The following is a 23,610-nucleotide window of genomic DNA, read 5'->3' as shown; positions in this document are numbered from 1 at the left end:
CTCAGACCAGTCCCTCGCGGAACGCGAGGATGACCGCCTGAACCCGGTCGCGCAACTCCAGCTTCTGCAGGATGCGCCCGACGTGCGTCTTCACCGTCGACTCGCTGAGGAACAGTTCGCTCGCGATCTCAGGGTTCGACAGCCCACGACCGATGGCGATGAGCACCTCCCGTTCACGATCCGTCAGCAGATCCAGTTTTCCGGATCCCTGCCCGCCCGTCTCGGGAAGTTTTCCCGAGTAGAGGTCCAGCATCCGGCGTGTGATGCGCGGTGACACGATCGCCTCACCGCTGTACACAGCGCGGATCGCCGCGACCAGTTCCGCAGCCGGCGCATCCTTCAGCAGGAATCCGCTCGCGCCGGCATTCAGCCCGCCGAACGCGTACTCGTCCAGGTCGAAGGTCGTGAGCACGATGACCCGCGCATCGGGCATCTCGGCGATGATCCGCCGGGTGGCCTCGATGCCGTCGAGGCTGGGCATCCGCACGTCCATCAAGATGACGTCCGGGCGCAGCTCGAGCGCACGCTCGACCGCGGTGAACCCGTCGGCCGCCTCCCCCGCGACGGTGATGTCCTCCTCGTTCTGGAGCACCATCGCGAGCCCCATGCGCAGCAGATCCTGGTCGTCGACCAGCATCACCCGGATCGTCACTGCTCGTCCTCCCGCGCCTGCGGCAGCGTGACGCGCACGCGCCACCCACCATCCGGCTTCTCTCCACTGTCGACACTGCCACCGTAGAGCGCCGCGCGCTCCGCGATCCCGATGAGGCCGCGTTCGGTGCCGACCGATTCCTGCGCAGGGCCGGATGCCCCGTCATCGGTCACCTCGATCACCACGCCCTCCGCCGTGCTGTACCGGATGTCGACCAGCACTCGGCTGGGCGAGCGGGCATAGCGCAGCGCGTTGGTCAGGCACTCCTGCACGGTACGGAAGATCGCCACCTGCACACCATCGGCCGTCGGAGGCGTGCCCGAGAGCTGCAGGACCACCGGCAGCCCGGCAGCCCGGTACCCGTCGATGAGTTCGGCCAGGTCGGTCAGCTTCGGTTGAGGAGCAGCTTCGACGGCCGTCCCGTCCTCGCGGAGCACGCCGAGCAGCCTGCGCATCTCCGCAAGGGAGCGCCTGCCGACGGTCCCAACGTGCTCCATCGCCACCTTTGCTGCGGACGGGTCGGTCTCGGCGACGGCCTGCGCGCCATCCGACAGCCGCACCATGACCGACAGGCTGTGCGCGACGATGTCGTGCAACTCACGCGCGATCCGCGATCGTTCGGATGCGGCTGCCAGCAGCGTCTGCTGGTCGCGCTCCCGAGCGAGCTGGGCGGCCCGATCGACGAGGGCAGCGACGTAGCGTCGCCGGTTGCCGACGTTCGTGCCGATCAAGGTCGCAAGCAGCACAATCGCCAGCCCGGTGACGGCGTCGAAGACCGTTGTCGGCGGGTCGACCAGCAGCTTCAGCAGCGCCCAGGTGGCGCCGGTCACACCGAAAGCGATCCACGCCTCGCGGGCGCCCCTGTATACGGCGGTGGCGTACAGCGCCATCATCAAGCCGACGAGCGACCAGTCGGCATCCGACCCAAGCGGCAGCATCACAACGCTGGCAACGAATGCCACAGCGGTGACGGTCAGCGGGTGGCTCCGCCGGAACATCAGCGCCGTCGCGACCGCGAGATCGGTGATGACGCGCGCGACCAGCGTTGGGGTGTCCGGCGCGGCGCCCATGAGATTGGTGACGGCGCCGAGGATGAGGTCCGCCGCGGCAGGCACGGCGTACGCGAGCATGACGAGCACGTCTACGGTGCGCGGATGCGCCGCCCAGAAGCGACGAATCGCCCCAGGCGGCCGGGGAAGACGGAGCTCCCCGTCGCCGATTGCGGGCGCCGGGGAGCTCTCGGTCGTCATTGTCAGACATCCCTCCGCGCGAGCACCACTCCGCCGAGTGCGACGGCGGCTGCGGGCCAGGCTGCGATCTTCGCGAACAGCTCGAGAACCTCACCGGCTTCGACAGTCGATGATAGGCCGAGCACGTCCGCACCGAGCGACGTGAGCATGTTCGCCTCGACGTTGACCGCCCACTCTGCGGGGATCATCATCAGCACGATCGGCAGCACGAGCAGCAGGCCGGACACGGTCGCCAGACCGCCGGCGGTGCTGCGCAGCAGCATCCCGACTCCGACAGCGAACACGCTGACCAGGGCGAGGTAGGCGGATGCGCGCAGCACACCGAGCATCACGACCGCGTCAAGCGGCGTGACGTGGATGCCGCGGTCAGCGAGCAGCGGGAGCACCGCCAGGTAGGAGACCAAGCTCGCGATGACGCCGACCACGAAGATCGAGACGGCGACGACCAGGATCTTGGCGGCGTAGGCGCCCAAGCGCCTCGGGGCGGCTGCCATGGTGGAGCGGATCATCCCGGTCGAGTACTCGCCGGTGACGATCAGCACGCCGAGCACACCGGCGATCAGCTGGCTGAACGTCACGCTCTGCGTGATGCCCTGAGCCAGGGCATCCTGCTGCATGGCCAGCGGAAGCGCGACGTCACTGGCCGGCATCGCCTCGCTGACGATGAGGAACGAGATCAGGGCCGCGAAGCCGACGATCATGACGAGCGACCAGAAGGTAGACCGAAGCGAGCGGAACTTGATCCACTCGGAGCGGAGCAGACCGGCGAAGCTGAGCCTCGAGGCTGCGAAGGACGGGCGGGACGGGGCGAGCGTTGTCATCGGGAGAGCTCCAGTTCGTGAAAGTCGGCCGCCGTGCGGTACTCGACATGGGTTTCGGTGAGTTGCAGGTAGGCGTCCTCAAGCGACGCGGTGACCGGGGTCAGTTCGTGCACGGCCACACCCAGCTCGGCGGCAAGGTCGCCGATCTGACCGGCGGATGCGCCGACGACCTCGAGGAAGCCGGCGTCGATGCGACGCACGGTGGTGTCGTCCCCGGACAGGGCGGCAGCAAGACGGTCGGCGTGCGGGCTGCGCACCCGCACCGTCTGCTTGCTCGCGCCCGCGACGACGTCCGACACCGACGCATCCGCGACCACTCGACCGCGGCCAAGCACGATGAGGTGGTCGGCGGTGAGCGCCATCTCGCTCATCAGGTGGCTGGACAGCAGCACCGTGCGGCCCTCGGCGGCCAGGTGGCGCAGGAACGAACGCACCCACAGGACGCCCTCGGGGTCGAGGCCGTTGACCGGCTCGTCGAGGATGAGGGTGTGCGGGTCGCCGAGCATCGCCGCGGCGATTCCGAGGCGCTGACCCATTCCAAGGGAAAACCCGCCAACCCGCTTGCCGGCAACGGCGTCCAGGCCGGTCATGCCGATAACTTCCTTGACACGGGTCTTCGGGATGCCGTGGGTCGCGGCCATCGCGAGCAGGTGGTTGTACGCCGAGCGGCCGCTGTGCACCGCCTTGGCGTCGAGCAGCACGCCGACCTCGCGCAGCGGGGAGCGGTGCTCCGCGTAGCGCTTGCCGTTGACGGTGACGGTGCCGGCGCTCGGTCGGTCGAGTCCGACGATCATGCGCATGGTGGTCGACTTCCCGGCGCCGTTCGGCCCGAGGAATCCGGTTACGATGCCCGGCTGCACAGTGAAGCTGACGTCGTCGACGGCGGTCTTGGCGCCGTAACGCTTGCTGAGTGAATGTGATTCGATCATGACCGCTACGGTACGAATCACCCCGGGTTCGAGGCATCGGCCTGCGGTCCCCGATTTCCGCATCCGGGTCGTACTTTGGTACCACCGACGGCTCGTACCGGCGTGGGACAATGACCGCATGTCCCTGAACATCACCGGCGATCCCGCCGCCGACACGCTGCTCACCGAGGACCCGTTCGCACTGTTGGTGGGGATGCTGCTCGACCAACAGGTTGCGATGGAGACCGCCTTCGCCGGGCCGGAGAAGATCAGGCAGCGCATCGGCGCGATCGACCCAGGAACGGTCGCCGGTTATGACCCGGATGCATTCACCGAAGCGTTCAAGCAGACCCCCGCGGTGCACCGGTTCCCGGGTTCGATGGCCGAGCGCGTGCAGTCCCTCGCCCAAGTGGTCGTCGACGACTGGGGTGGCGAAGCTGCAGCGATCTGGACCCAGGGCGACCCGGATGGCGCCGAAATCCTGAAGCGCCTGAAGAAGCTGCCCGGCTTCGGCGACCAGAAAGCCCGGATCTTCCTGGCGCTGCTGGGCAAGCAGTGCGGTCTTGAGGCTCCCGGATGGCGCGAGGCGAGCGGCGCGTATGGCGAGTCAGGCTCGCACAAGTCGGTCGCAGACATCGTCGACGCCGAATCCCTCACCAAGGTGCGCGAGACCAAGCGGACGGCCAAGGCGGCAGCCAAGAACGGCTAGATCGTCCCCTCGAAGGTGTTGCAGCTTCCGAGCCCGGATTCGAAGCCGCGCTCGAACCAGGTCTGCCGCTGCTCACTCGAGCCGTGGGTCCAGCCCTCCGGATTGACCTGCCCGGTCGCCTGCTCCTGGATGCGGTCGTCGCCGATCGCCGCGGCCGCGTTGAGCGCGTCGGCGATCTGCTGCCGGGTGATCGGCTGCAGGAACGGCGTGCCAGTCTCATCCGGCACCGTCGACGCCGCTCCTGCCCACGCGCCCGCGTAGCAGTCGGCCTGCAACTCGAGCCGCACGGCATCCGACTGCGGTCCCGTCTCCTGCCGGTTCAGCTGGTCCATCGTGCCGACCAGGTTCTGCACGTGGTGGCCCCACTCGTGTGCGACGACATACATCTCCGCCAGGGGGCCGCCGGACGCGCCGAACCGGCCGCGCAGCTCGTCGAAGAACCCGGTGTCGAGGTAGATCGCCTGGTCTGGCGGGCAGTAGAACGGCCCGACGGCGCTTGTCGCACCACCGCACGCCGTGTTCGTCGCATCCTCGAACAAGAAGAAACCGGGCGTGGCGTATTGGAGTCCTTCGGTCTGAAACTGGTCGGCCCAGTAGACGTCCAGCGAGCTGGCGGCGCCGGCCATCCGGCAGTCGATGTTCTCGTTCGCGTCCGCTCCGGTCTCGCAACCGGTGACCGGCTCGTCGCTCGCCTGTCCACCGCCTGTTCCCGCCCCGGTGAGCCCGCTCAGGTCGACGCCGAACAACTGGGAGATCAGGAAGATCGCGATGACACCGATCCCACCGCCACCCACTGCCAATCCGGTGTTGCGTCCGCGGTGACTCACCTTGCCGCTGTCGATCTTGGCATCGGGGTTGAAGGTCATTGGTTCACCGTAGGGGGCACCCCGGCACGGAATCTGAGCGTTAGGTGAGAATCATCCTTTAGTGGGTTGAGACCCGACTTTACAAACCGACACGCCGAGATGTGCCCCATACTGGGGGTGGGCGGTCGCGAGCGGCGAAGGTAGCTTTCTCGCTACACCCCCATTCGTGGGGCAGGATCAGCAGTCTCCCGAAACTTTCGGGCCGTTAAGTACGCAACATCGTCGCTCCAGTCACCCGCCTGGACGCGATCGTTCATCCGCTTACCCCGGACGAGCGACCCCGCACCATCCCCGAGTAGCCACACCCGAATACGAACCCGAATCGTAGGCTCAGATGAGCGAGCGTGCACCCCGACACGTCCCCGACCGCATGCGCGAGGCTGTGACGCCCCGGACCCATGCGTCACGATCAGCAAAGCAGGCACGCCCGCAGCTTCGCCTTGTCGGAGGCGAGCATGGGCCCCAAACCTCCGCGCAATCGTGGGGCCGCGTCTATCGAGACAGGCTGCTGCTGAGCGACACCCTGATTATTGTCGCCACCGTCGTCGGAGCTCTGCTTACCGAGTTCCGAACCGAGACGGTCATGATCGCCGGCGTCATCAGCGCGGTGTGGATGACATTCATGTCAACCTTCCGGACGCGCGATCTGCGCGCGGTAAGTGTCGGTTCCGCCGAATACAAGAGGGTGGTGACCGCCTGCGTCACCACCCTCGGCGTTCTTGCGATCGCGTCGACAATGCTCCAATTGCCGGCGCCCAACCGATACTTCGCCCTGGTGCTGCCGGTTGGCGCGGTTGCGCTCACTGCAAGCCGGTGGGTGTGGCGTCATTGGCTCTGGCACCAGCGCCGGTTCGGCCACTTCCTGTACCGGGTGATCGTCGTCGGCGGACGGAGCGACGTCGACTACGTCGTCGGCCGCATCGAGGCGAATTGCCGCGGCGCATACTCGGTAGTCGGTGTGGTCATCGACGGCCAGAAGCCCAAGAAGCAGCAGGATCAGTTCTTGCCGTTCCCCCGCTACTACGGGCTCGACGCGGTCACCGACATCGCAGGCCGGCTTCAAGTCGACGCGGTTATCGTTGCCGGCAATGCCGCTCGCGGCGGTGACTTCATCCGTTCCCTCGCTTGGAAGCTCGAAGGCACCGCCGCCGAGCTCATCTTGGCCGCGCGGCTCACCGACGTTGCTGGGCCGCGCATCCACTTCCGGCCGGTCGAGGGGCTGCCGCTCATCCACGTCGAAATCCCGCAGTTCGACGGCGGCAAGCACCTGCTCAAGCGCGCATTCGACATCACCGTGTCATCGATCGCGCTGGTGGCGCTCCTGCCGCTGTTCGCCGCCATCGCGATCGCCATCAAGCTGGACAGCGAAGGCCCTGTGCTGTTCCGACAGGAGCGCGTCGGCCGCAACGGCAAGACGTTCCAGATGCTCAAGTTCCGTTCGATGCACGACAGTGCATCCGAGCGGCTTGACAGCCTGCTCGCGCAGAACGAGGGCGCTGGGCTGCTGTTCAAGATGAAGGACGACCCCCGCGTCACCGCGGTCGGCAGGGTGCTGCGAAAGCACTCACTCGACGAGTTCCCGCAGCTCCTGAATGTGCTCGCCGGAGACATGAGCCTCGTCGGGCCGCGCCCGCCCCTGCCGCGGGAAGTGCTCTCCTATGAAGGCTCTGTGCACCGCCGCTTGTTCATTCGGCCGGGGCTGACCGGCATGTGGCAGGTGAACGGCCGCTCCGACCTCAACTGGGAAGAGAGCGTGCGGCTCGACCTGTACTACGTCGAGAACTGGTCGCTGATCGGCGATCTGGTCATCATGTGGCGCACCTTGCGAGTACTCATCCATCCCGTCGGTGCGTACTAGGGGCGGGCAGACCATGGTGATCAGGCATGAGCAGCGTCCCGCACGGCAACGCTTCCGCAGCGCACTCAGCATGGTCGGCGCGGCCGCCCTGGTGGCGGCCACGCTCATCACTGTCGCCCCTGCGCCCTCCGCTTCCGCCGCCGAACCGTGCGGCCCCGGCGGCAACAAGGTCAGCTGCGAGAACAGCAAGCCGGGAACCGACCCCGCAGTCTGGGACATCAGCGGTGACGGCGACGACACCATCCAGGGCTTCGGGACGGACATCAGCGTCAACGTCGGCGGCACAATCGACTTCAAGATCGACACGGATGCTTCCGCCTACACGATCGACATCTACCGCACCGGCTGGTACCAGGGTCTCGGCGCCCGCCTGATCGGCAGCGTCTCCCCCTCAGCGTCGCTTCCGCAGAATCAGCCGGCGTGCATCACCGACGTCGAGACGGCGCTGTACGACTGCGGCAACTGGGGGGTCTCGGCATCCTGGACCGTCCCGGCCGACGCGGTCTCCGGCGTGTACGTGGCGCTGCTGAAGCGCTCCGACACAGGCGGCAAGAGCCACATCATCTTCATCGTCCGTGACGACGCGAGCCAGTCCGACATCCTGTTCCAGACGTCGGACACCACATGGCAGGCCTACAACCGGCACGGCGGAGCCAGCCTGTATGCGGGTGGCGAGAACGGCCGTGCCTACAAGATCAGCTACAACCGGCCGTTCGCGACCCGGGACGGCACCACAGCGCGCGACTTCTACTTCGCGAGCGAATACGCGATGGTGCGCTTCCTCGAGCGCAACGGCTACGACGTCAGCTACACGAGCGACGTCGACACCGACCGTCGCGGCTCGCAGCTGCTCAATCACGACGTGTTCCTCTCGGTCGGCCACGACGAGTACTGGTCCGGCGCGCAGCGCGCGAACATCGAAGCGGCGCGGGACGCCGGAGTGAACCTGCAATTCCTCAGCGGCAACGAGGGTTACTGGCGCATCCGGTACGAGCCGGCGGCGTCAGCCGACACCACCGCGTACCGCACCCTGGTCTGTTACAAGGAGACCAAGGCCGCGGCGAAGATCGACCCATCCGCCGAGTGGACGGGCACCTGGCGCGATCCTCGGTTTGCACCCCCCGATGCCGGCGCGGGTCTGCCGGAGAACGCCCTCACCGGCACCGCGTACGTCGTCAACGACGTCGACCAGCGGGTGACCGTCTCAGCGGAGGAGGGCAAGTCCCGGCTCTGGCGGAACACGTCCGTCGCGACGCTCGCACCCGGCACCGTGGCCCGGCTGGCCCCGCACACCGTCGGCTACGAGTCCAACGAGGACCTCGACAACGGATTCCGGCCGGACGGGCTCATCCACCTGTCGACCACCGTCGGGCCGGTGCCGCAGTACCTCACCGACTTCGGCAACACCGTCGTGCCCGGGACGACAACCCACCACGTCACCATGTACCGCGCTGGCAGCGGCGCCCTGGTGTTCTCCGCCGGCAGCATCCAATGGTCCTGGGGTCTCGCCGACGGGCATGACGGGGACGGCGCGGTGCCCGATCAGCGGATGCAGCAGGCGCAGGTCAACCTGCTCGCCGACATGGGGGCTCAGCCGGCAACCCTGATGACCGGTCTCGTCGCCGCGACAGCGTCATCCGACAGCACTCCGCCGACGGCCGCGATCACCTCGCCCGCCGCCGGGACGAACGTGAGCAACGGCAGCCTCGTCACGCTCACCGGCACGGCATCCGATGTCGGCGGCGTGGTCGCCGGAGTCGAGGTCTCCACCGACGGTGGCGCGACCTGGCATGCCGCGACCGGCAGGACAACGTGGAGCTACAGCTACCACCAGCGCGGGGCGGACGCGCAGACCGTGCTGGTCCGCGCGATCGACGACAGCGCGAACTACCCGGCCACCCCCAGCTCGCTCACCCTCAATGTGAGCGGCCCGTACAGCGTCTTCGGCGAGCAGCTTCCCACCCTGGTCGACTCTGGCGATGGCGACGCCATGGAACTCGGGTTGCGGTTCACGCCCGAGGTGAACGGATTCGTCACGGGCGTGCGGTTCTACAAGAGCACCGCCAACACCGGAACCCACGTCGGCTCGCTGTGGGACGCCAGCGGCAACCGACTGGCAAGCGTCACCTTCCAGGGCGAGAGCGCTGCTGGGTGGCAGGCCGCGGTCTTCAGCACCTCCGTGCCGGTCAGCGCCGGGCAGTCGTACATCGTGTCGTACACCGCACCGCGGGGCCACTATGCGCTCGGCACTAACTACTTCGCCGCCTGGACTCCGCCGACACCGCCGCTCACGGTCGACAGCGGCTTCGGAGCGGTCGCCGGCCTGTACAACGACGCGGGCAGCTTCCCCACCGAAACCCACCAGTCAGGCAACTACTGGGTTGATGCCTTGTTCCAGAGCACCGCCGGCGTCCCCCTGGTTGCGACGAGCCACTGGCCGCAGGCCGGGGACCAGGCGGTCCCGATCGACACGCAGGTGAGCGCGCGGTTCACCACCGCCGTGCAGCCGGGGTCGGTCGGCGTCACGCTCACCGCTTCGACGGGCGCCTCGGTCGCCGGCGCGACCAGCTATGACGCAACCACCCGCACGGTGACCTTCGTCCCGTCCGCACCGCTCAGCGAACGCACCACCTACACCGCTTCGCTCACCGCAACCGGCACGACCGGTGCGCAACTGACTTCGGGCGGCACCTGGTCCTTCACCACAGCGGGTGAGGAGAGCGTCGAGTGCCCGTGCAGCCTGTTCGCTGACGGGACGATCCCCGACATCCTCGAGATCGCCGACAGCAACGCGGTGACGCTCGGCGTTCGCTTCACGCCGACAGTGTCAGGGGCGATCGCCGGCATCAAGTACTACAAGGGGACCGGCAACACAGGAACCCACGTCGGTTCGCTGTGGACCGCATCCGGCACCCCACTTGCGAGTGCGACGTTCGTGAACGAGTCGGCATCCGGTTGGCAAACCCTGTTCTTCGGCCAGAGCGTCCCGGTTCAGGCGGGCACTGAATACGTTGCCGCCTACCGCACCGAGGTCGGTGCGTACTCCGGCACGCTGTTCGACTTCTCCGGCGACGGCTTCACCCGCGGGCCCTTGCGCGTAGGGACGGAGGCCGGCATGTTCACCTACCAGGCCGGATTCCCCGGAACCAGCTCCTCGACGAACTACTTCGTCGACGTCGTGTTCGTCACCGACGCGAACGCGCCGCTGCCGCTATCGCTGCTGTCGAGCAGCCCGGGCGCCGGGCAGAGTGACGTACCGACCTCTACGACGGTGACGGCGACCCTGTCCGGCAGTCCGTCCGAGACGCCCGTGGTCGCGGTGTCGGGTTCGGCCGGAGCCGTCGCCGGCAATACGTCGTGGAACCCGGACGCCCGCACCGTCACCTTCACGCCGGCCGCGCCGCTCGGCACCGAGAGCACCTACACCGTGACGGTGAGTGTGGGCGGGGTCGTGCTGTCCGGCGGTCACTGGTCGTTCACGACCACGGCGGCCGTTCCGTTCGAGGGCCAGTACAGCCTGATCGGCGGCGAGACTCCGGCGGTGATCGCGTCGCCCGACGACGACCCCGTCGAGCTCGGCATGGGCTTCGCGGTGTCCCAGCCGGGCGTCGCCACCGGCATCCGCTTCTACAAGGGACCCGGCAACACCGGTGTCCACCGCGGATCGCTGTGGAACGCCGCGGGCCAGCGGCTCGCGACCGTGACCTTCGGAAACGAGACGACGAGCGGATGGCAGACCGCGGTGCTGTCCTCACCGGTCCCGCTGGTGCCGGGTGAACGCTACGTCGTGTCATACTTCGCACCGAACGGGCACTACTCCTACACGAACGGCTACTTCCAGGCGTTGCGCAGCAACGGTCCGCTGACCGCCGACACCAGCCTGAACGGCCGTTACCGCTATGGCTCGCCGGGCGGCTTCCCTGACCAGAGCTGGAACGCCACGAACTACTTCGTCGACATCGTGTTCGACACCGGAAACGCGACCCCGGTCACACCGCCCACTGTGCGGACGACCAACCCGGCGGCGAATGCGACGGAGGTCTCGCCCGCCACCACCGTGAGCGCGGAACTCTCCGCCCACAGCGACTCGGCGACCCCGACGCTGGGGCTGACCGGAGCGGACGGCCCTGTCGCTGGGGCATCCGCGTACGACGCGACGACGAAGACGGTCACGTTCACACCCGAGGCCCCGCTCGCCTGGAACACCAGCTTCGCGGCCGAGGTCACCATCGCGGGAGCGCTGGTCGAGAACGGCAGCTGGTCGTTCACGACCGAACGAGGACCGCTGCCCAGCGGCAACTTCACCCTGCACGGTGACGAGGTCCCAGCGACCCCCTCGGCGAACGACACCGCATCCGTCGAACTGGGAATGGTGTTCTCGGTGTCCCAGCCCGGGGCGGTGACCGCGATCCGCTTCTACAAGGGCGAAGGCAACACGGGCACCCACGTCGGATCACTGTGGAGCGATTCCGGGGTCCGCCTCGCTCAGGTCACGTTCACCAACGAGACCGCGACCGGGTGGCAGCGGGCGACGCTCGGCTCGCCGGTCACGCTGACGCCTGGCGACCGCTATGTCGTGTCGTACCTGGCGCCGAACGGCGGTTACGCCAACGCGCAGGGCTACTTCGGCACTCCTCGCAGCAACGGGCCCATCGTCGCCGAGACGCTCGGCAACGGCCGATTCCTCTACGGCTCTGCCGGCGGCTTCCCCACCGGGAGCTGGAACGCGTCGAGCTACTTCGTGGATGTCGTGTTCACGACCGCCGACCAGGTCCCCACCGATCCGCCGGTGGACCCGCCAGCTGACCCGGTGACGGTCACCTCGACGAGCCCCGGTGCCGACGCGACGGGCGTGACCCCGTCCGCCTCGATCAGTGCGGTGCTTTCGGCGGCTCCCGCCCAGGCGCCAGAGCTGTCGGTGACCGGACCGGCTGGCGCTGTCGCCGGGACCACCACGTGGGAAGCGACCACCAGGACAATCACCTTCACGCCGACCGAGGCGCTTGCCTTCTCTACGAACTACCAAACCACGGTGACCGCGGCCGGTACCGCGCTCGGCGGCGGAACGTGGTCATTCACCACCGCCGCTGAGCCGCCGGTCGACCCGCCCGCCGACCCGGTCACCGTGACCTCGACCAACCCGGGCGCGAACGCGGTCGACATCGCACCGACAGTTGCCGTGACTGCGACCGTGTCCGCCGCGACGGCCGAAACGCCCGTCTTGTCGCTGACCGGCCCGGCCGGTGCCGTGCCCGGGACGACGAACTGGGATGCGGCGACCTTGACGCTTACCTTCACGCCGACCGAGCCGTTGGCCTGGTCGACCTCCTACCAGGCAACCGTCGCCGCGGCCGGGGCGGCGCTTGCCGGCGGGACCTGGTCGTTCACGACCGCTGCCGCCCCTCCGACGGTGGACGTCTACTCGCTCTTCGCCAGCGACGCCGTGCCGCAGAACCCTGAGTGGAACGACCCGCTCGCCATCCAGTTCGGCACCAGGTTCTTCACGAGCGAGGCCGGTGAGGTCACCGGCATCCGGTTCTACAAGGGTGAGGGCAACACCGGTGTTCACACCGGCTCGCTGTGGAACGCGAACGGCGAGCGGCTGGCGCAGCTCGAGTTCACCGACGAGACGCCGAGCGGATGGCAGGTGGCGCAGCTCACGACGCCGGTGAGGCTCGAGCCGGGCGTCGAGTACCGCGTCACCGTGCACAGCACCACCGGTCGCTACGCGGTCGACCTGAAGGGCCTCCGCTTCCCGACCACGAGCGGACCGTTGTCCACTCCGGCAGATGGTGGCACGTTCGTCTACGGCACCGACTACCCGTCCCAGGTGACCGACCACAACTTCTGGGTCGACCTGATCTTCACCACCCCATGAACACCAACGAGAATCCGAGGAAAGCTATGACTGCGCAGCTCCGCATTGCCGTGATCGGCGCGGGCTACTGGGGACCGAACCTCGCCCGGAACTTCCGGGCGAGCGACCAGTGGGAGCTTGCGGCGATCTGCGACATCGACGCCGCACGCGCGCAGCGAGTGGCCGACCAGGTAGGTGGCGTGCCAGTGCTCACGGACGTAGCGGACCTCTGGGCGGATGCCTCGATCGACGCGGTTGCCATCGCCACTCCCGCTCGCACCCACCATGCCTTGGTCGTCGCCGCCCTCGGTGCGAGCAAGCACGTCCTTGTCGAGAAGCCGCTCGCCGACGACCGCGAGCGGGGCGGCCTGATGGTGAAGGAAGCCACCGAGCGGGGACTCGTGCTGATGGCCGACCACACCTATTGCTACACGCCGGCGGTGCAGAAGATCCGCGAACTCGTGGCGGACGGCGCGCTCGGCGACATCCTGTTCATCGACTCGGTGCGCATCAACCTGGGCCTGATCCAGCCGGACGTCGACGTGTTCTGGGACCTCGCACCGCACGACCTGTCCATCCTCGACTTCATCATCCCCGGCGGGCTGCGGCCGCACTCCGTTTCGGCGCAGGGCGCCGACCCGCTCGGGGCAGGCAAGGCCTGCGTCGGCTACCTCACCATTCCGTTCGGCAAGGGCGCTATCGCGCACGTGCACGTTAACTGGCTGAGCCCGACCAAGATCCGCAACATGGTCATCGGCGGCACCAAGCGCACGCTGGTCTGGGACGACCTCAACCCTCAGCAGCGACTGAGCATCTACGACCGCGGAGTGGACATCGAGCGTCAATCAGCCGGCACAGCGGAGCGCACCGCGGCAACGGTGTCGTACCGCCTCGGCGACACCTGGTCGCCAGCGCTGCCGGAGGGGGAGGCGCTCTCCCTGATGGCCGCCGAGTTCGGCGGCGCGATCCGAGAGGGCAGGCCACCACTGACGGACGGATACTCCGGCATGCGCGTGCTGTCGGTACTCGATGCAGCCGCCGTCAGTCTCCGCGCCGCCGGGGCAGCTGTTCCGTTGACTCTCACCACGCCCGAACTGGAGGCCATCGCATGACCGCACTCGCCGGATCCCGCGTGCTCGTCACCGGGGGGGCAGGGTTCATAGGCAGCCACCTGGTGGACACCGTGCTCGCCCGTGGAGCCGAGCATGTCACCGTTCTCGACAACCTCGAGAACGGCAAGCGATCCAACCTCGCACACCTGGAGGCGGATGCCCGATTCGCTCTGGTCGTCGGCGACATCCGCGATGATTTGGCCCGCGCCCGTAGCCTCGCCGAGGTTGACATCGTTTTCCACCTCGCGTGTCTCGGTGTTCGTCACAGCCTGATCGATCCCGTTGAGAACCACGATGTCAACGCCACCGGGACGTTGCAGATGCTGCTTCACGCCCAACGAGCCGGCGTGCGACGCTTCGTCTACGCAAGCACCAGCGAAGTATTCGGTACCGCCCAGTACGCGCCCATGAACGAACGGCACCCAACATGGCCGGAGACCGTGTACGGCGCAGGCAAGCTCGCCGGTGAAGCAAGCACCCGCGCCTTCTTCCGAACCTACGGGATGGACACCGTTGTCGTGCGGCCGTTCAACACCTACGGTCCCCGCAGTCATTTCGAAGGCGACAGCGGGGAGGTGTTGCCGCGCACCATCGTGCGCGTGCTGGCCGGCCAGAATCCGATCATCTTCGGTGATGGGGAGCAGACTCGCGACTTCATGCACGTCTCCGATACCGCTCGGGCGCTCGCGATGATCGGTGAGTCGAGTTCCACGACAGGGCAGACGATCAATCTGGGCTCGGGGCGAGAAATCAGCATCACCGAGCTGTGCCACACGGTCGCCCAAGCGGCGGGGCGCCCCGACCTTGTCCCCCACTATCGCGACCCGCGTCCGGGCGACGTGCGGCGCCTCATCGGAGACGCTGGGCACGTGCGACACCTCGTCGGCTTCGAGGCCTCGGTGGCGTTCGGCGATGGCGTACGGGAACTCGTCGACTGGTTCCGCACCCGCCCGGTGGAAGAGATGATCGCCCAGGTCGCCGAGGTCAACTGGGTCAGGAACGAGGTGTCGGTCCCATGAGCCGAATCAATGTGATGAAGCCTTGGCTGGGGCACGAGGAGATTGAGGCTGTCGCGGCTGTCATCGAGAGTGGCTGGGTGGCTCAGGGCCCGCAGGTCGCCCGCTTCGAGCAGCTCTTCGCGGAGGCGATGCAGGCTCCGCACGCGGTCGCCACCTCGAACTGCACGACGGCACTGCACCTCGCACTCGTCGTGGCCGGTGTGACTGCCGGCGACGAAGTCGTCGTGCCGTCGTTTTCGTTCATTGCGACTGCCAACGCACCAAGCTACGTGGGAGCGCTGGCCGTCTTCGCAGACGTCGAGCCGGCCACAGGCAACGTCACGGCCGACACCATCGCACCGCTGATCACCGAACGCACACGCGTTGTGATCGCTGTGGATCAAGGTGGTGTCCCGGTGGACCTCGACCCGATTCGGGCCATCTGCGACCCCCGCGGCATCACCGTCATTGAGGATGCCGCGTGCGGGGCTGGATCGCGTTACCGTGGTCGCCCTGTCGGCGCGGGAGCGGAACTCACGGCTTGGTCATTCCATCCCCGTAAGGTCCTGACCACCGGTGAGGGTGGAATGCTCACGACATCGCGGGCGGACTGGGCGGAGCGTGCTCGCCGCCTTCGTGAGCACTCGATGAGCGTCTCGGCCGCCGAGCGACACACGGCGCTGGTGTCCCCCGTTGAGGTCTACGACGAGATCGGCTTCAACTATCGGATGACGGACCTGCAGGCCGCCGTCGGCATCGTGCAGCTCGGCAAGCTGCAGGAGCTCGTGTTCCGGCGCCGCGAGCTCGCGGCCCGGTATCGGGAGGCGCTCGGTGAGGTTCCCGGCATCCGAGTAGTCGAGGACCCTGCGCATGGCGCCGGCAATTTCCAGTCGCTGTGGATCGAGATCGGCGACGAGTACCCGCTCGATCGCGAGCGGTTGCTCGAGCATCTCGCCGACGCCGAAGTCTCCGCTCGGCGAGGCATCATGGCGGCACACCGCCAACCGCCGTACGCCCACAGCGCTTCGGTGCGCGTTCCGCTGCCGGCGACAGAGCGTCTGACCGACAGGACGCTCATTCTCCCGCTCTATCACCAACTCACCGAAAGCGAGCAGGACATCGTGATCGACGCGGTGATGGCCCCCGTTACGGCGGTGCACAGTGGCTGACGTCATCCTGGTCGCGGCGAGCGGGCTGGCGCGCGAGGCGCTGGAGATCCTGCGTCGGGTCGGCGAGCACACCGTGATCGGATGTCTCGACGATGATGCGACGCGCACCGGGCTGCACTTTGACGGGCTCGTCGTGCTTGGGTCCATCGTGGACGCCAGCCGGTACCCGAGCGCGCGGCTGCTGCTCTGCGCTGGGAAGGGTGCCGCGCGGGCCAGCATGGCCGCGCGGCTCGAAGAACAGGGGCGCACGGATGGCGACTACATCACCGTCGTCGACCCGCGAGTGCATGTGCCGCCGACGTGTGTGGTCGGCGTCGGGTCGATCATTCTCGGCGGCGTCGAGCTGACGACCAACGTCTCTATCGGCCGGCACGTTGTCGTGATGCCGAACGTCACGCTGACCCACGACGGCATCATCGAATCATTCGCCACCCTCTGCGCCGGTGTCTCACTCGGCGGTCACGCGTGGATCGGCGAAGGCGCTTACGTCGGCATGAACGCCTCGGTTCGCGAGGAGACCCGCGTCGGCGCCTATTCCGTGCTGGGGATGGGTGCGGTGCTGACCCGCTCCCTTCCCGCCCACGAGACCTGGGTCGGCGTTCCCGCGACCCTCCTCAGGGGCTCGAGCAAGGAGGGTTACGGCGAGGAAGCCCCCAGCGAGGAAGTCGCGCGGTGAGGATCATCGTCTACCCGCACTCGATGGAGCAGGGCGGAAGCCAGGGCAACGCGATCGATATCGCCGCGGCTCTGCAGAATCGCGGACATGACGTGCTCGTCTTCGGCCCGCCCGGCCGACTCGTCGACACCCTCACCGCGAGCGGGGTGCGCTATGAACCCGCGCCGCTGGCCCGCATCCGCCCGTCCTTCGCCGTCATGCGGCGGCTGACCCGCCTGGTGAGCACGTTCAGGGCGGATGTCGTCCACGCGTTCGAATGGCCCCCGGCCGTCGAGGCGGCGTTCGGCCCGCTCGCCTTTCGCAGCGTTCCGGTGGTCGGCACGGTCATGTCGATGGCGGTCGCGCCGTTCATCCCGGCTTCGCTGCCGGTGACGGTCGGCACTCGAAGCATCCTGGCCGCCGAGCGCCACCGCGGACCGAACGTGAGCCTGCTTGTCCCGCCGGTCGATACAGAGCGGGACCGCCCGCGAGACCCGCAGCGTTCCAAGGAGCAGTTGGGTATCGAGCCGGACACCCTCGTGGTCTCCATGGTCTGCCGGCTGGTGCCCGAGCTGAAGCTCGAGGGCGTGCATGCGGCGATCCGCGCGGTCGGGGAGCTGGTCGCGGAGTTCCCCATCCGGCTGGTGATCGCCGGGGACGGACCGGCGCGCGATGAGCTGGAGGCCGCCGCCGCACGCGTGAATGCGGTAGCCGGGACGACGGCCGTGCAACTGACCGGCAACCTCGCCGATCCGAGTGGCCTCTACGACGCGGCCGACATCGCGCTCGGCATGGGTGGCTCCGCCCTGCGGTCGATGGCGTTCGGCAAGCCGCTCATCGTGCAGGGGGAGCGCGGCTTCTGGAAACTTCTCGAGCCGGCGAGCGCCTCCCAGTTCGAGCGGGACGGCTGGTACGGCATCGGCAATGGCGGCGACGGAGCGGTGACCCTCGAGCGAGCCCTCCGCGAGCTGCTTGCGAACCCGGGGCGTCGTGCCGACCTTGGCGAGTTCTCGCGAGACCTCGTTGTCTCGAACTACGGGCTCGAGGCCGCGACCGATCGAGTTCTGGAGCTGTATCGCTCGGCGATCGAGGGCGAGCAGACCCGCTTGGGCAGGAAGGTGACGCTGGTTCCGGCGTACCTTTCGGTCCTCGGCTACGACCTCGCCCGCAAGGTGCGGCGCCGCCTCGGCGGGGTGCCGTCAGACGATTTCAACACCATCAGCCGAGTGCAACCAACTCTGAGGGGAAGCCGCGCATCGTGAGTACCGTCACCGCCGCCACCGCCGTACCGTTCCTGGATCTGCAGCTGCAGCACGCCGAGGTCATCGACGACATCCGCGAGCCGCTCCTCGACGCCATCTCCCGGGCCGAGTTCATCGGTGGCCCGCAGGTCGCCGCCTTCGAAGCGGAGTACGCCGTCTACTGCGAGGTCCGCAATTGCGTTGGCGTGGGCAACGGCACCGATGCCATCGAGTTGGCTCTGCGCGCGCTCGACATCGGCAAGGACCACGAGGTCGTCGTGCCGGCCAACACCTTCATTGCGACGGCCGAGGCCGTCGCGCGCGCCGGCGCGACCGTCCGGCTCGCCGATGTCGACGATGACACCCTGCTGCTCGACCCGGGCGCAGCGGCCGGGGCGGTGACGCCGCGAACGGGCGCGATCATTCCGGTGCATCTCTACGGCCAGACTGCACCCGTCGAACAGTTCTCTGACACGGCGCCGACCATCATCGAGGACGCCGCCCAGTCGCAGGGTGCCCGGCGGCACGGCCGCGCGGCGGGCTCGCTGGGCACCATCGCGGCGACCAGCTTCTATCCGGGCAAGAACCTGGGCGCAGCGGGGGATGCCGGCGCTGTGCTCACCGACGATGACGGACTCGCCCGTCGCGTCCGCCGCATCGCCGACCACGGCAGCAGCGTCAAGTACGTGCATGACGAGGTCGGATTCAACTCCCGGCTGGATGCGATCCAGGCGATCGTGCTGCGCGCGAAGCTCGCCCGCCTGGAGGGCTGGAACGAAGCACGGCGTGAAGCGGCTAAGCGCTACGACGAACTGCTGTCCGACCTGCCCGGTGTTCGGACACCCACCGTGCTCGAGGGCAACCTCCCCGTTTGGCACATCTACGCCATCCGCGTCCAGGACCGGGACCGGATTCTCGCTGGCCTGCGGGATGCGGGCATCGGCGCCAGCCTGCACTACCCGACACCCGTTCACCTGACCGGTGCCTTCCGGTCGCTCGGCTACGCGCCAGGTGACTTCCCCGTCGCCGAGCGCGCCGCCGGCGAGCTGCTGTCGCTGCCGATGTTCCCGCAGCTCACCGAGCAGCAGCAGGTCAAGGTGGCCGAGGCCCTGCGTTCGCTGGTGTGACGTGTCTGCTCCATTCGGTGACCCCGTGCCGACGCCGGAATCCAGCGCCCCGGCGCTGAAGACACAGATTCGCAGCGGGCTCCTCTGGAGTTTCGTCAACACGCTCGTGGCGCGGCTGGGCTCGTTCCTGGCCGGGATCGTCATCGCGCGCATTGTCGCCCCGGAGGACTTCGGGGTGTACGCGGTCGCGCTCGTCGCCCTGAATCTGCTGCTGAGCGCCAATGAACTTGGAGTCAGCGTCGCACTCGTGCGCCACGAGGGGCCAATCGAACGGATCGCACCCACCGTTGCGACCCTGTCGATTGTGTCCAGTGCCGCACTGTTCGCACTGAGCCTGATCGCCGCGGGACCGTTCGCGGCCGCGATGGGGGTGCCGGAGGCCGCAGGAGTTGTGCAGCTGATGAGCGTTGCGGTGCTCATCGACGGCGCGACATCGGTGCCCGTCGCACTGCTCACGCGAGCGTTCATGCAGGCACGACGGATGCAAATCGACGCGGCGGCCTTCGTGATCAGCACTCCGATCACTATTGTGCTCGCGATCGCTGGCTACGGCGCGTGGAGCCTTGCCTGGGGCGCAGTCATCGGAAACCTGGTGACAGGCATCCTCTCGATTCTGTTCGCACCCCAGAAGGTGTGGCCAGGCTTCAACCGGCAGGCTGCCGGCGAGGTGCTCCGGTTCGGGCTTCCGCTCGCCGGTGCGAGCCTGCTGCTCTTGGCGCTCGTCAACGTCGACTTCATCGTTGTCGGTCGCCTACTCGGTACCGAGCAGCTCGGGTTCTACCTGCTGGCATTCAACCTCAGCGCGTGGCCGATGATGCTGGTGTCGTCGGTGGTCCGACGTGTGACAACACCGGCGTTCGCACGACTGCATCAGAGCGGCGACGGCCCGGCCGGTTACCGCAGCGCGCAGTACCTGGTGCTCGGGCTTGCCGGCCTGATGTGCGTGCTGCTGGCCGTGTACGCGACGGAACTGGTGACGTTCCTTTACGGCGACCGGTGGGAGCCGTCGGCGGTCGCGGTGCCCGCGCTGGTGGTCCTGAGCCTGGGCCGGCTCATCGTCGAGCTGGCGTACGACTACCTGGCCGCCGTCGGGAAGTCGGTCGGAAATGCCTGGTTGCACGCCATCTGGCTGATCGTGCTGATTCCGGTGCTCATTGTCGGGGCGCAGTGGCTGGGCATTCAGGGGGTGGCCCTCGCTCACGCGCTCGTCGTAATCGTGGTGGTTCTTCCGGGCGCCGCACTCCTGTTGCATCGTGAAGACGTCAGAATCTGGCCGCTGGTGCGCGACCTGGCGTTGCCAGCTGTCGGCTGCGTCGCAGTCGCTCTGTCGGGCTTGCTCGTCAAACAGTGGTTGCCGGAGGGCTTTTGGCTGCTGGCAACGGGCGGGCTGATCGGACTCGCCGTCTACGCGCTGGCCGTCGCACCGCGATTCACGCGCGTTGTCCGAGAGCTGATGCTGGCCGATGTCACTCCCGGAAGCGGACGCGATCCTGCGGAGTGAGCACGTGCGCCCTTCGCGCAATCGTGTTCGAAAGCCCGCCGATGAGTCCGATGGACAGGAACATGAGTCCGGCGACCTGTGGGAAACCGAGGGCATCAAAGGTGGCGAAGCTGCAGGCACCCGCCGCGGCCATCGCCGCGAGCGACAGGGCGAGGCTTCGCGCGCGTTCGTCCGTCGTGCGGTGACGGCGCGAGAGCGCTGTCGCGATGGCAACGAAGAACAGCACGACGAGGGCGATGGTCCCCACTATCCCGATTTCGATGAGCAATCCCAGGTACTGGTTGTCGAGGATCCGGTACTGCGGCAGGAAGGTCGAGAATCCGCGACCGAACACGGGATTGCGTAGGAAGAAGTCGAACGCGATGGCGTAACTGTCCGTGCGCGAGAGGGCGCTGCCGTCCTCACCGATTCCGGAGAACAGCCGGATGATCGTGCCGAGCATTCCCGGGATCGCGACGTAGACGGCCGCCATCAGCCCCACGATCAGCACCCCCGCGGTCCACTGCCTTGCGCGCGGCCAGGTCGGCATCAGGAAGAGCAGCACGATGGCGACCGCGACGATTGCCGAACGCGAGATTGTGATGGGAATGGCGAGGGCTATGACGAGAATCGGGTACCAGCGCACAAGAGCGTGCTTGTGCGTGTCGTTGAATGCGAAGTGCAACGCGATCGGGAGGCTCATGGCGAGGACCACGCCGAACTCGATGGGGTGCGTCGATGTTCCCGCTGCCCGGACGAAGCCGTCGCGGTTATAGATGCTGGTCAGGTCGGAATTCGGGGCGAGGCCCGGAATCTCAATGACGTTGATGATCGGCAGTCCCGTCACGAACTGCGCAATGCCCAGCGTGGCCACGACTGCCGCCGCGAACACGAGAACCCGCATCGGGCGCTCGAGGCGGTCAATCCCGGTCACCCCGTCAGCCGTGAGGAGCACGACACCGAGGATCGAGCCCAGTAGGAACAGGCCGCGGTCGGATGCTGCCAATTCAGTCAGCTCGAGCGGACGCGACATGGCCGCCGCGTAGCTCAGCAGCACCGCGATCGCGAAGAACGTCATTGCCCGCCGAACGGGTTGGCCGAACGAGAGGGTGGAGGTCGATCGACTCAGTTGTGTGCCGATCCACAAGAACAACGCGCCCAGGCCCAGGATCAGGGCGGGCGTGCCCACTGAGCCAAGGGCGGGGATGGTGAGATTCGCCGGGATGAACATGAGCACTGCGACGTAGATCGAGAGAACGCCGGCCGCGTCCACGCCTCGACCATGCGGGGCGAACACCTTCTGGGATGACCACCGACGCTGCCATGCCGCCCACCGCGACTCACCGGTCCTCCGCGGCAGCACTCCGGTCACGGCTACCCAGGCTTTCGCTCGGGTCGGGTCTGCTTGCTGCTGGGGCCACCGTTGCCAGCGCGGCCATCCAGGAACTGATCAACCAACGGAGGTGACGGGCGCCCAGGCATCGGCGGCCGCGGTGACGCGTCTTTTGTCGCTGCCGCCGCGGGTGAAACGGTCACAGGCTGTGTCGCCGGCACCTCAGCACGCGTCCGTCTCCGTCGAACGGCCGTGTCGATAGCGACCGCCAGGAGCAGCGTGACCGCCAGACCGCCACCCGCAACGACAATAAGCGTGCGAATCAGCGTCGAGTAGTTGGGCTCGGCCACAGAGTTGTCAGTAACGACCATGAGGCGGACCTGGGATCTCTCCGCGGCGTTGATCTGATCCTGCAACTCCTCGAGTCTGACCTCAGCCAGGTCGAGAACCTGATTCAGCGTCTCCACGGCCACCTCTGGCGATTCGGCGCTGACCGTGATCTGAAGGACTGAACCCGAAACGCCGGCATCCTTCTCCACCGTGTATTCGGTCGTCGAATCCTCCGGGACTATCTGCTCCTCCGATGCCGAATCGGTCAGCGCCTTCACCAGCACCCCGGCCGCAACATCGAGGCCGCCGAGGTTCAGGAACGGGTTGACGATCTGCCGCTCGCCCTGCGCGTCCTCCTGCACCGACGGCGGCAGCAGCAACACGGAAGAGGTGATGTCGTAGGTGACAGGGACGACGCGGAAAATGAGAACGCAGGCGCCAGCCGTCAGAACCAGGCCCGCGAAAAGCACATACCAACGTCGTCCAACTGCGCGGAAGATTTCCACTAGGTCCACGTTGTGCCCCTCGGTCACTTGGCGTGAGGACTGGCCATACTCTACGCTACGGTCTACAAAGAGCGCGGTCACGAGAGGTGCCGGCTGATGACGTTATGGGATCTGCTCACTATTGCGGTTCGCAGGTGGTACGTCACGCTTGCCGGCCTGGCCTTGACCGGCGTTGCAATCGTCTGGGTAATGCAGGCGCCGCCGGTCTATTTCGCGCAAGCGAGCGTCGTCCTGTTGCCCCCCGAATCCGCTGTGCAGAACGCGTACTCGGATGCTCCTCGGTCCCTGATCGATCTCGCGGGAGCCGTCGCCGCGTCGGTTCAGGGCTCCGGCGGCGACGCCAGTGACGTCAGCGACAGGGTGACCATCGTCGGCGAGGGGTACCGTGAGGGCTACCTGGTTCGACAACCCAGCGTAGGCAGCCAGTGGGAGTACCGCTTCGAAGACCCCGTGCTCGAAGTGCAGGCCGTCGCAAATACTCCGGATGGGGCGCGTGCGCAGATGGAACACGCCCTCGACACCGTGCAGGACACGATTGACGAGTTCCAAGACGAGCAGCAGCTGGACGTTGCTTCTCGGGTGCGCACTCAATTGGTCCCTTCGGAACCACAGCTCAGCGAAGTCGGCGGAAACACGGTGCGAGGGGTTGGTCTGACCGCGCTCGCCGGACTTCTTGCCACCCTTGCAGTGCTCGGGACGCTGGGGCGGCCCCGACGTAAGCCTGGCCGCTCCCGCTGA

At 67.4% G+C, this 23,610-nt stretch carries 18 protein-coding genes; 11 read left to right on the top strand and 7 right to left on the bottom strand.

From position 1 onward, the window contains the following. Nucleotide 1 precedes the first annotated feature (1 nt). Genes HGK58_RS03410 through HGK58_RS03395 form a run of 4 tightly spaced genes read right to left on the bottom strand, consistent with a single transcriptional unit; the run spans nucleotide 2 to nucleotide 3,652 of the window. On the bottom strand, nucleotides 2-637 hold the full coding sequence (locus HGK58_RS03410) for a response regulator transcription factor (RefSeq protein WP_168626868.1): 636 nt from the start codon (nucleotides 635-637) through the stop codon (nucleotides 2-4). Nucleotides 638-648: 11 nt separating this feature from the next. Further along, the gene (locus HGK58_RS03405) at nucleotides 649-1,902 is read right to left on the bottom strand and encodes a histidine kinase (protein WP_168626121.1); all 1,254 of its coding nucleotides are present in this window, start codon (nucleotides 1,900-1,902) and stop codon (nucleotides 649-651) included. Nucleotides 1,903-1,904: 2 nt separating this feature from the next. Beyond that, complete coding sequence (locus HGK58_RS03400; protein ID WP_168626120.1) at nucleotides 1,905-2,723, bottom strand: hypothetical protein; 819 nt, start codon at nucleotides 2,721-2,723, stop codon at nucleotides 1,905-1,907. Next, nucleotides 2,720-3,652, bottom strand: a complete 933-nt coding sequence (locus HGK58_RS03395; protein WP_168626119.1) for an ATP-binding cassette domain-containing protein — start codon at nucleotides 3,650-3,652, stop codon at nucleotides 2,720-2,722. The genes HGK58_RS03400 and HGK58_RS03395 overlap by 4 nt, the downstream gene beginning before the upstream one ends. A gap of 118 nt (nucleotides 3,653-3,770) precedes the next feature. Here HGK58_RS03395 and HGK58_RS03390 point away from each other — a divergent pair, with 118 nt between their 5' ends. Further along, the gene (locus tag HGK58_RS03390; RefSeq protein WP_168626118.1) at nucleotides 3,771-4,340 is read left to right on the top strand and encodes an HhH-GPD-type base excision DNA repair protein; all 570 of its coding nucleotides are present in this window, start codon (nucleotides 3,771-3,773) and stop codon (nucleotides 4,338-4,340) included. Here HGK58_RS03390 and HGK58_RS03385 read toward each other — a convergent pair. Continuing rightward, complete coding sequence (locus tag HGK58_RS03385; RefSeq protein ID WP_168626117.1) at nucleotides 4,337-5,206, bottom strand: neutral zinc metallopeptidase; 870 nt, start codon at nucleotides 5,204-5,206, stop codon at nucleotides 4,337-4,339. The two genes, HGK58_RS03390 and HGK58_RS03385, sit on opposite strands and share 4 nt — an antisense overlap. A 334-nt stretch (nucleotides 5,207-5,540) precedes the next feature. Between HGK58_RS03385 and HGK58_RS03380 the strand changes: the two genes are divergently transcribed. From HGK58_RS03380 to HGK58_RS03340, 9 genes are read left to right on the top strand one after another with little or no spacing between them, the layout of a single operon-like run. Further along, nucleotides 5,541-7,064, top strand: coding sequence for a sugar transferase (locus tag HGK58_RS03380; RefSeq protein ID WP_168626116.1), 1,524 nt, complete (start codon nucleotides 5,541-5,543; stop codon nucleotides 7,062-7,064). 13 nt (nucleotides 7,065-7,077) lie between these two features. Next, a complete protein-coding gene (locus tag HGK58_RS03375; protein ID WP_168626115.1) occupies nucleotides 7,078-12,942 on the top strand; it encodes a DUF4082 domain-containing protein in 5,865 nt (1,954 codons plus the stop codon). Between the two features lie 26 nt (nucleotides 12,943-12,968). Next, nucleotides 12,969-14,033 (top strand): Gfo/Idh/MocA family oxidoreductase, encoded by a 1,065-nt coding sequence (locus HGK58_RS03370; RefSeq protein ID WP_168626114.1) that lies wholly within the window; start codon nucleotides 12,969-12,971, stop codon nucleotides 14,031-14,033. Beyond that, on the top strand, nucleotides 14,030-15,052 hold the full coding sequence (locus HGK58_RS03365) for a GDP-mannose 4,6-dehydratase (protein ID WP_168626113.1): 1,023 nt from the start codon (nucleotides 14,030-14,032) through the stop codon (nucleotides 15,050-15,052). The genes HGK58_RS03370 and HGK58_RS03365 overlap by 4 nt, the downstream gene beginning before the upstream one ends. Then, nucleotides 15,049-16,200, top strand: a complete 1,152-nt coding sequence (locus tag HGK58_RS03360) for a DegT/DnrJ/EryC1/StrS family aminotransferase (RefSeq protein WP_168626112.1) — start codon at nucleotides 15,049-15,051, stop codon at nucleotides 16,198-16,200. The genes HGK58_RS03365 and HGK58_RS03360 overlap by 4 nt, the downstream gene beginning before the upstream one ends. Beyond that, complete coding sequence (locus HGK58_RS03355; protein ID WP_168626111.1) at nucleotides 16,193-16,876, top strand: NeuD/PglB/VioB family sugar acetyltransferase; 684 nt, start codon at nucleotides 16,193-16,195, stop codon at nucleotides 16,874-16,876. The genes HGK58_RS03360 and HGK58_RS03355 overlap by 8 nt, the downstream gene beginning before the upstream one ends. After that, the gene (locus HGK58_RS03350; RefSeq protein ID WP_168626110.1) at nucleotides 16,873-18,117 is read left to right on the top strand and encodes a glycosyltransferase family 4 protein; all 1,245 of its coding nucleotides are present in this window, start codon (nucleotides 16,873-16,875) and stop codon (nucleotides 18,115-18,117) included. The genes HGK58_RS03355 and HGK58_RS03350 overlap by 4 nt, the downstream gene beginning before the upstream one ends. After that, a complete protein-coding gene (locus HGK58_RS03345) occupies nucleotides 18,114-19,223 on the top strand; it encodes a DegT/DnrJ/EryC1/StrS family aminotransferase (protein ID WP_168626109.1) in 1,110 nt (369 codons plus the stop codon). Before HGK58_RS03350 ends, HGK58_RS03345 begins: the two co-directional genes overlap by 4 nt. A gap of 1 nt (nucleotide 19,224) precedes the next feature. Beyond that, complete coding sequence (locus tag HGK58_RS03340; RefSeq protein ID WP_168626108.1) at nucleotides 19,225-20,724, top strand: lipopolysaccharide biosynthesis protein; 1,500 nt, start codon at nucleotides 19,225-19,227, stop codon at nucleotides 20,722-20,724. Here the strand turns inward: HGK58_RS03340 and HGK58_RS14015 are convergent. Further along, a complete protein-coding gene (locus HGK58_RS14015) occupies nucleotides 20,690-21,976 on the bottom strand; it encodes an O-antigen ligase family protein (protein WP_168626107.1) in 1,287 nt (428 codons plus the stop codon). The genes HGK58_RS03340 and HGK58_RS14015 overlap by 35 nt on opposite strands. A 101-nt stretch (nucleotides 21,977-22,077) precedes the next feature. After that, nucleotides 22,078-22,899, bottom strand: coding sequence for a hypothetical protein (locus HGK58_RS03330; protein WP_168626106.1), 822 nt, complete (start codon nucleotides 22,897-22,899; stop codon nucleotides 22,078-22,080). A gap of 69 nt (nucleotides 22,900-22,968) precedes the next feature. Here HGK58_RS03330 and HGK58_RS03325 point away from each other — a divergent pair, with 69 nt between their 5' ends. After that, nucleotides 22,969-23,610: a hypothetical protein gene (locus HGK58_RS03325; RefSeq protein ID WP_168626105.1), complete on the top strand. Its 642-nt coding sequence runs from the start codon at nucleotides 22,969-22,971 to the stop codon at nucleotides 23,608-23,610.

Source organism: Cryobacterium sp. BB307, assembly GCF_012274275.1.
Classification (GTDB): Bacteria; Actinomycetota; Actinomycetes; order Actinomycetales; family Microbacteriaceae; genus Terrimesophilobacter.
Note: the sequence above shows the minus strand (reverse complement) of the source record. Positions and strands in the feature narration are given on the sequence as shown.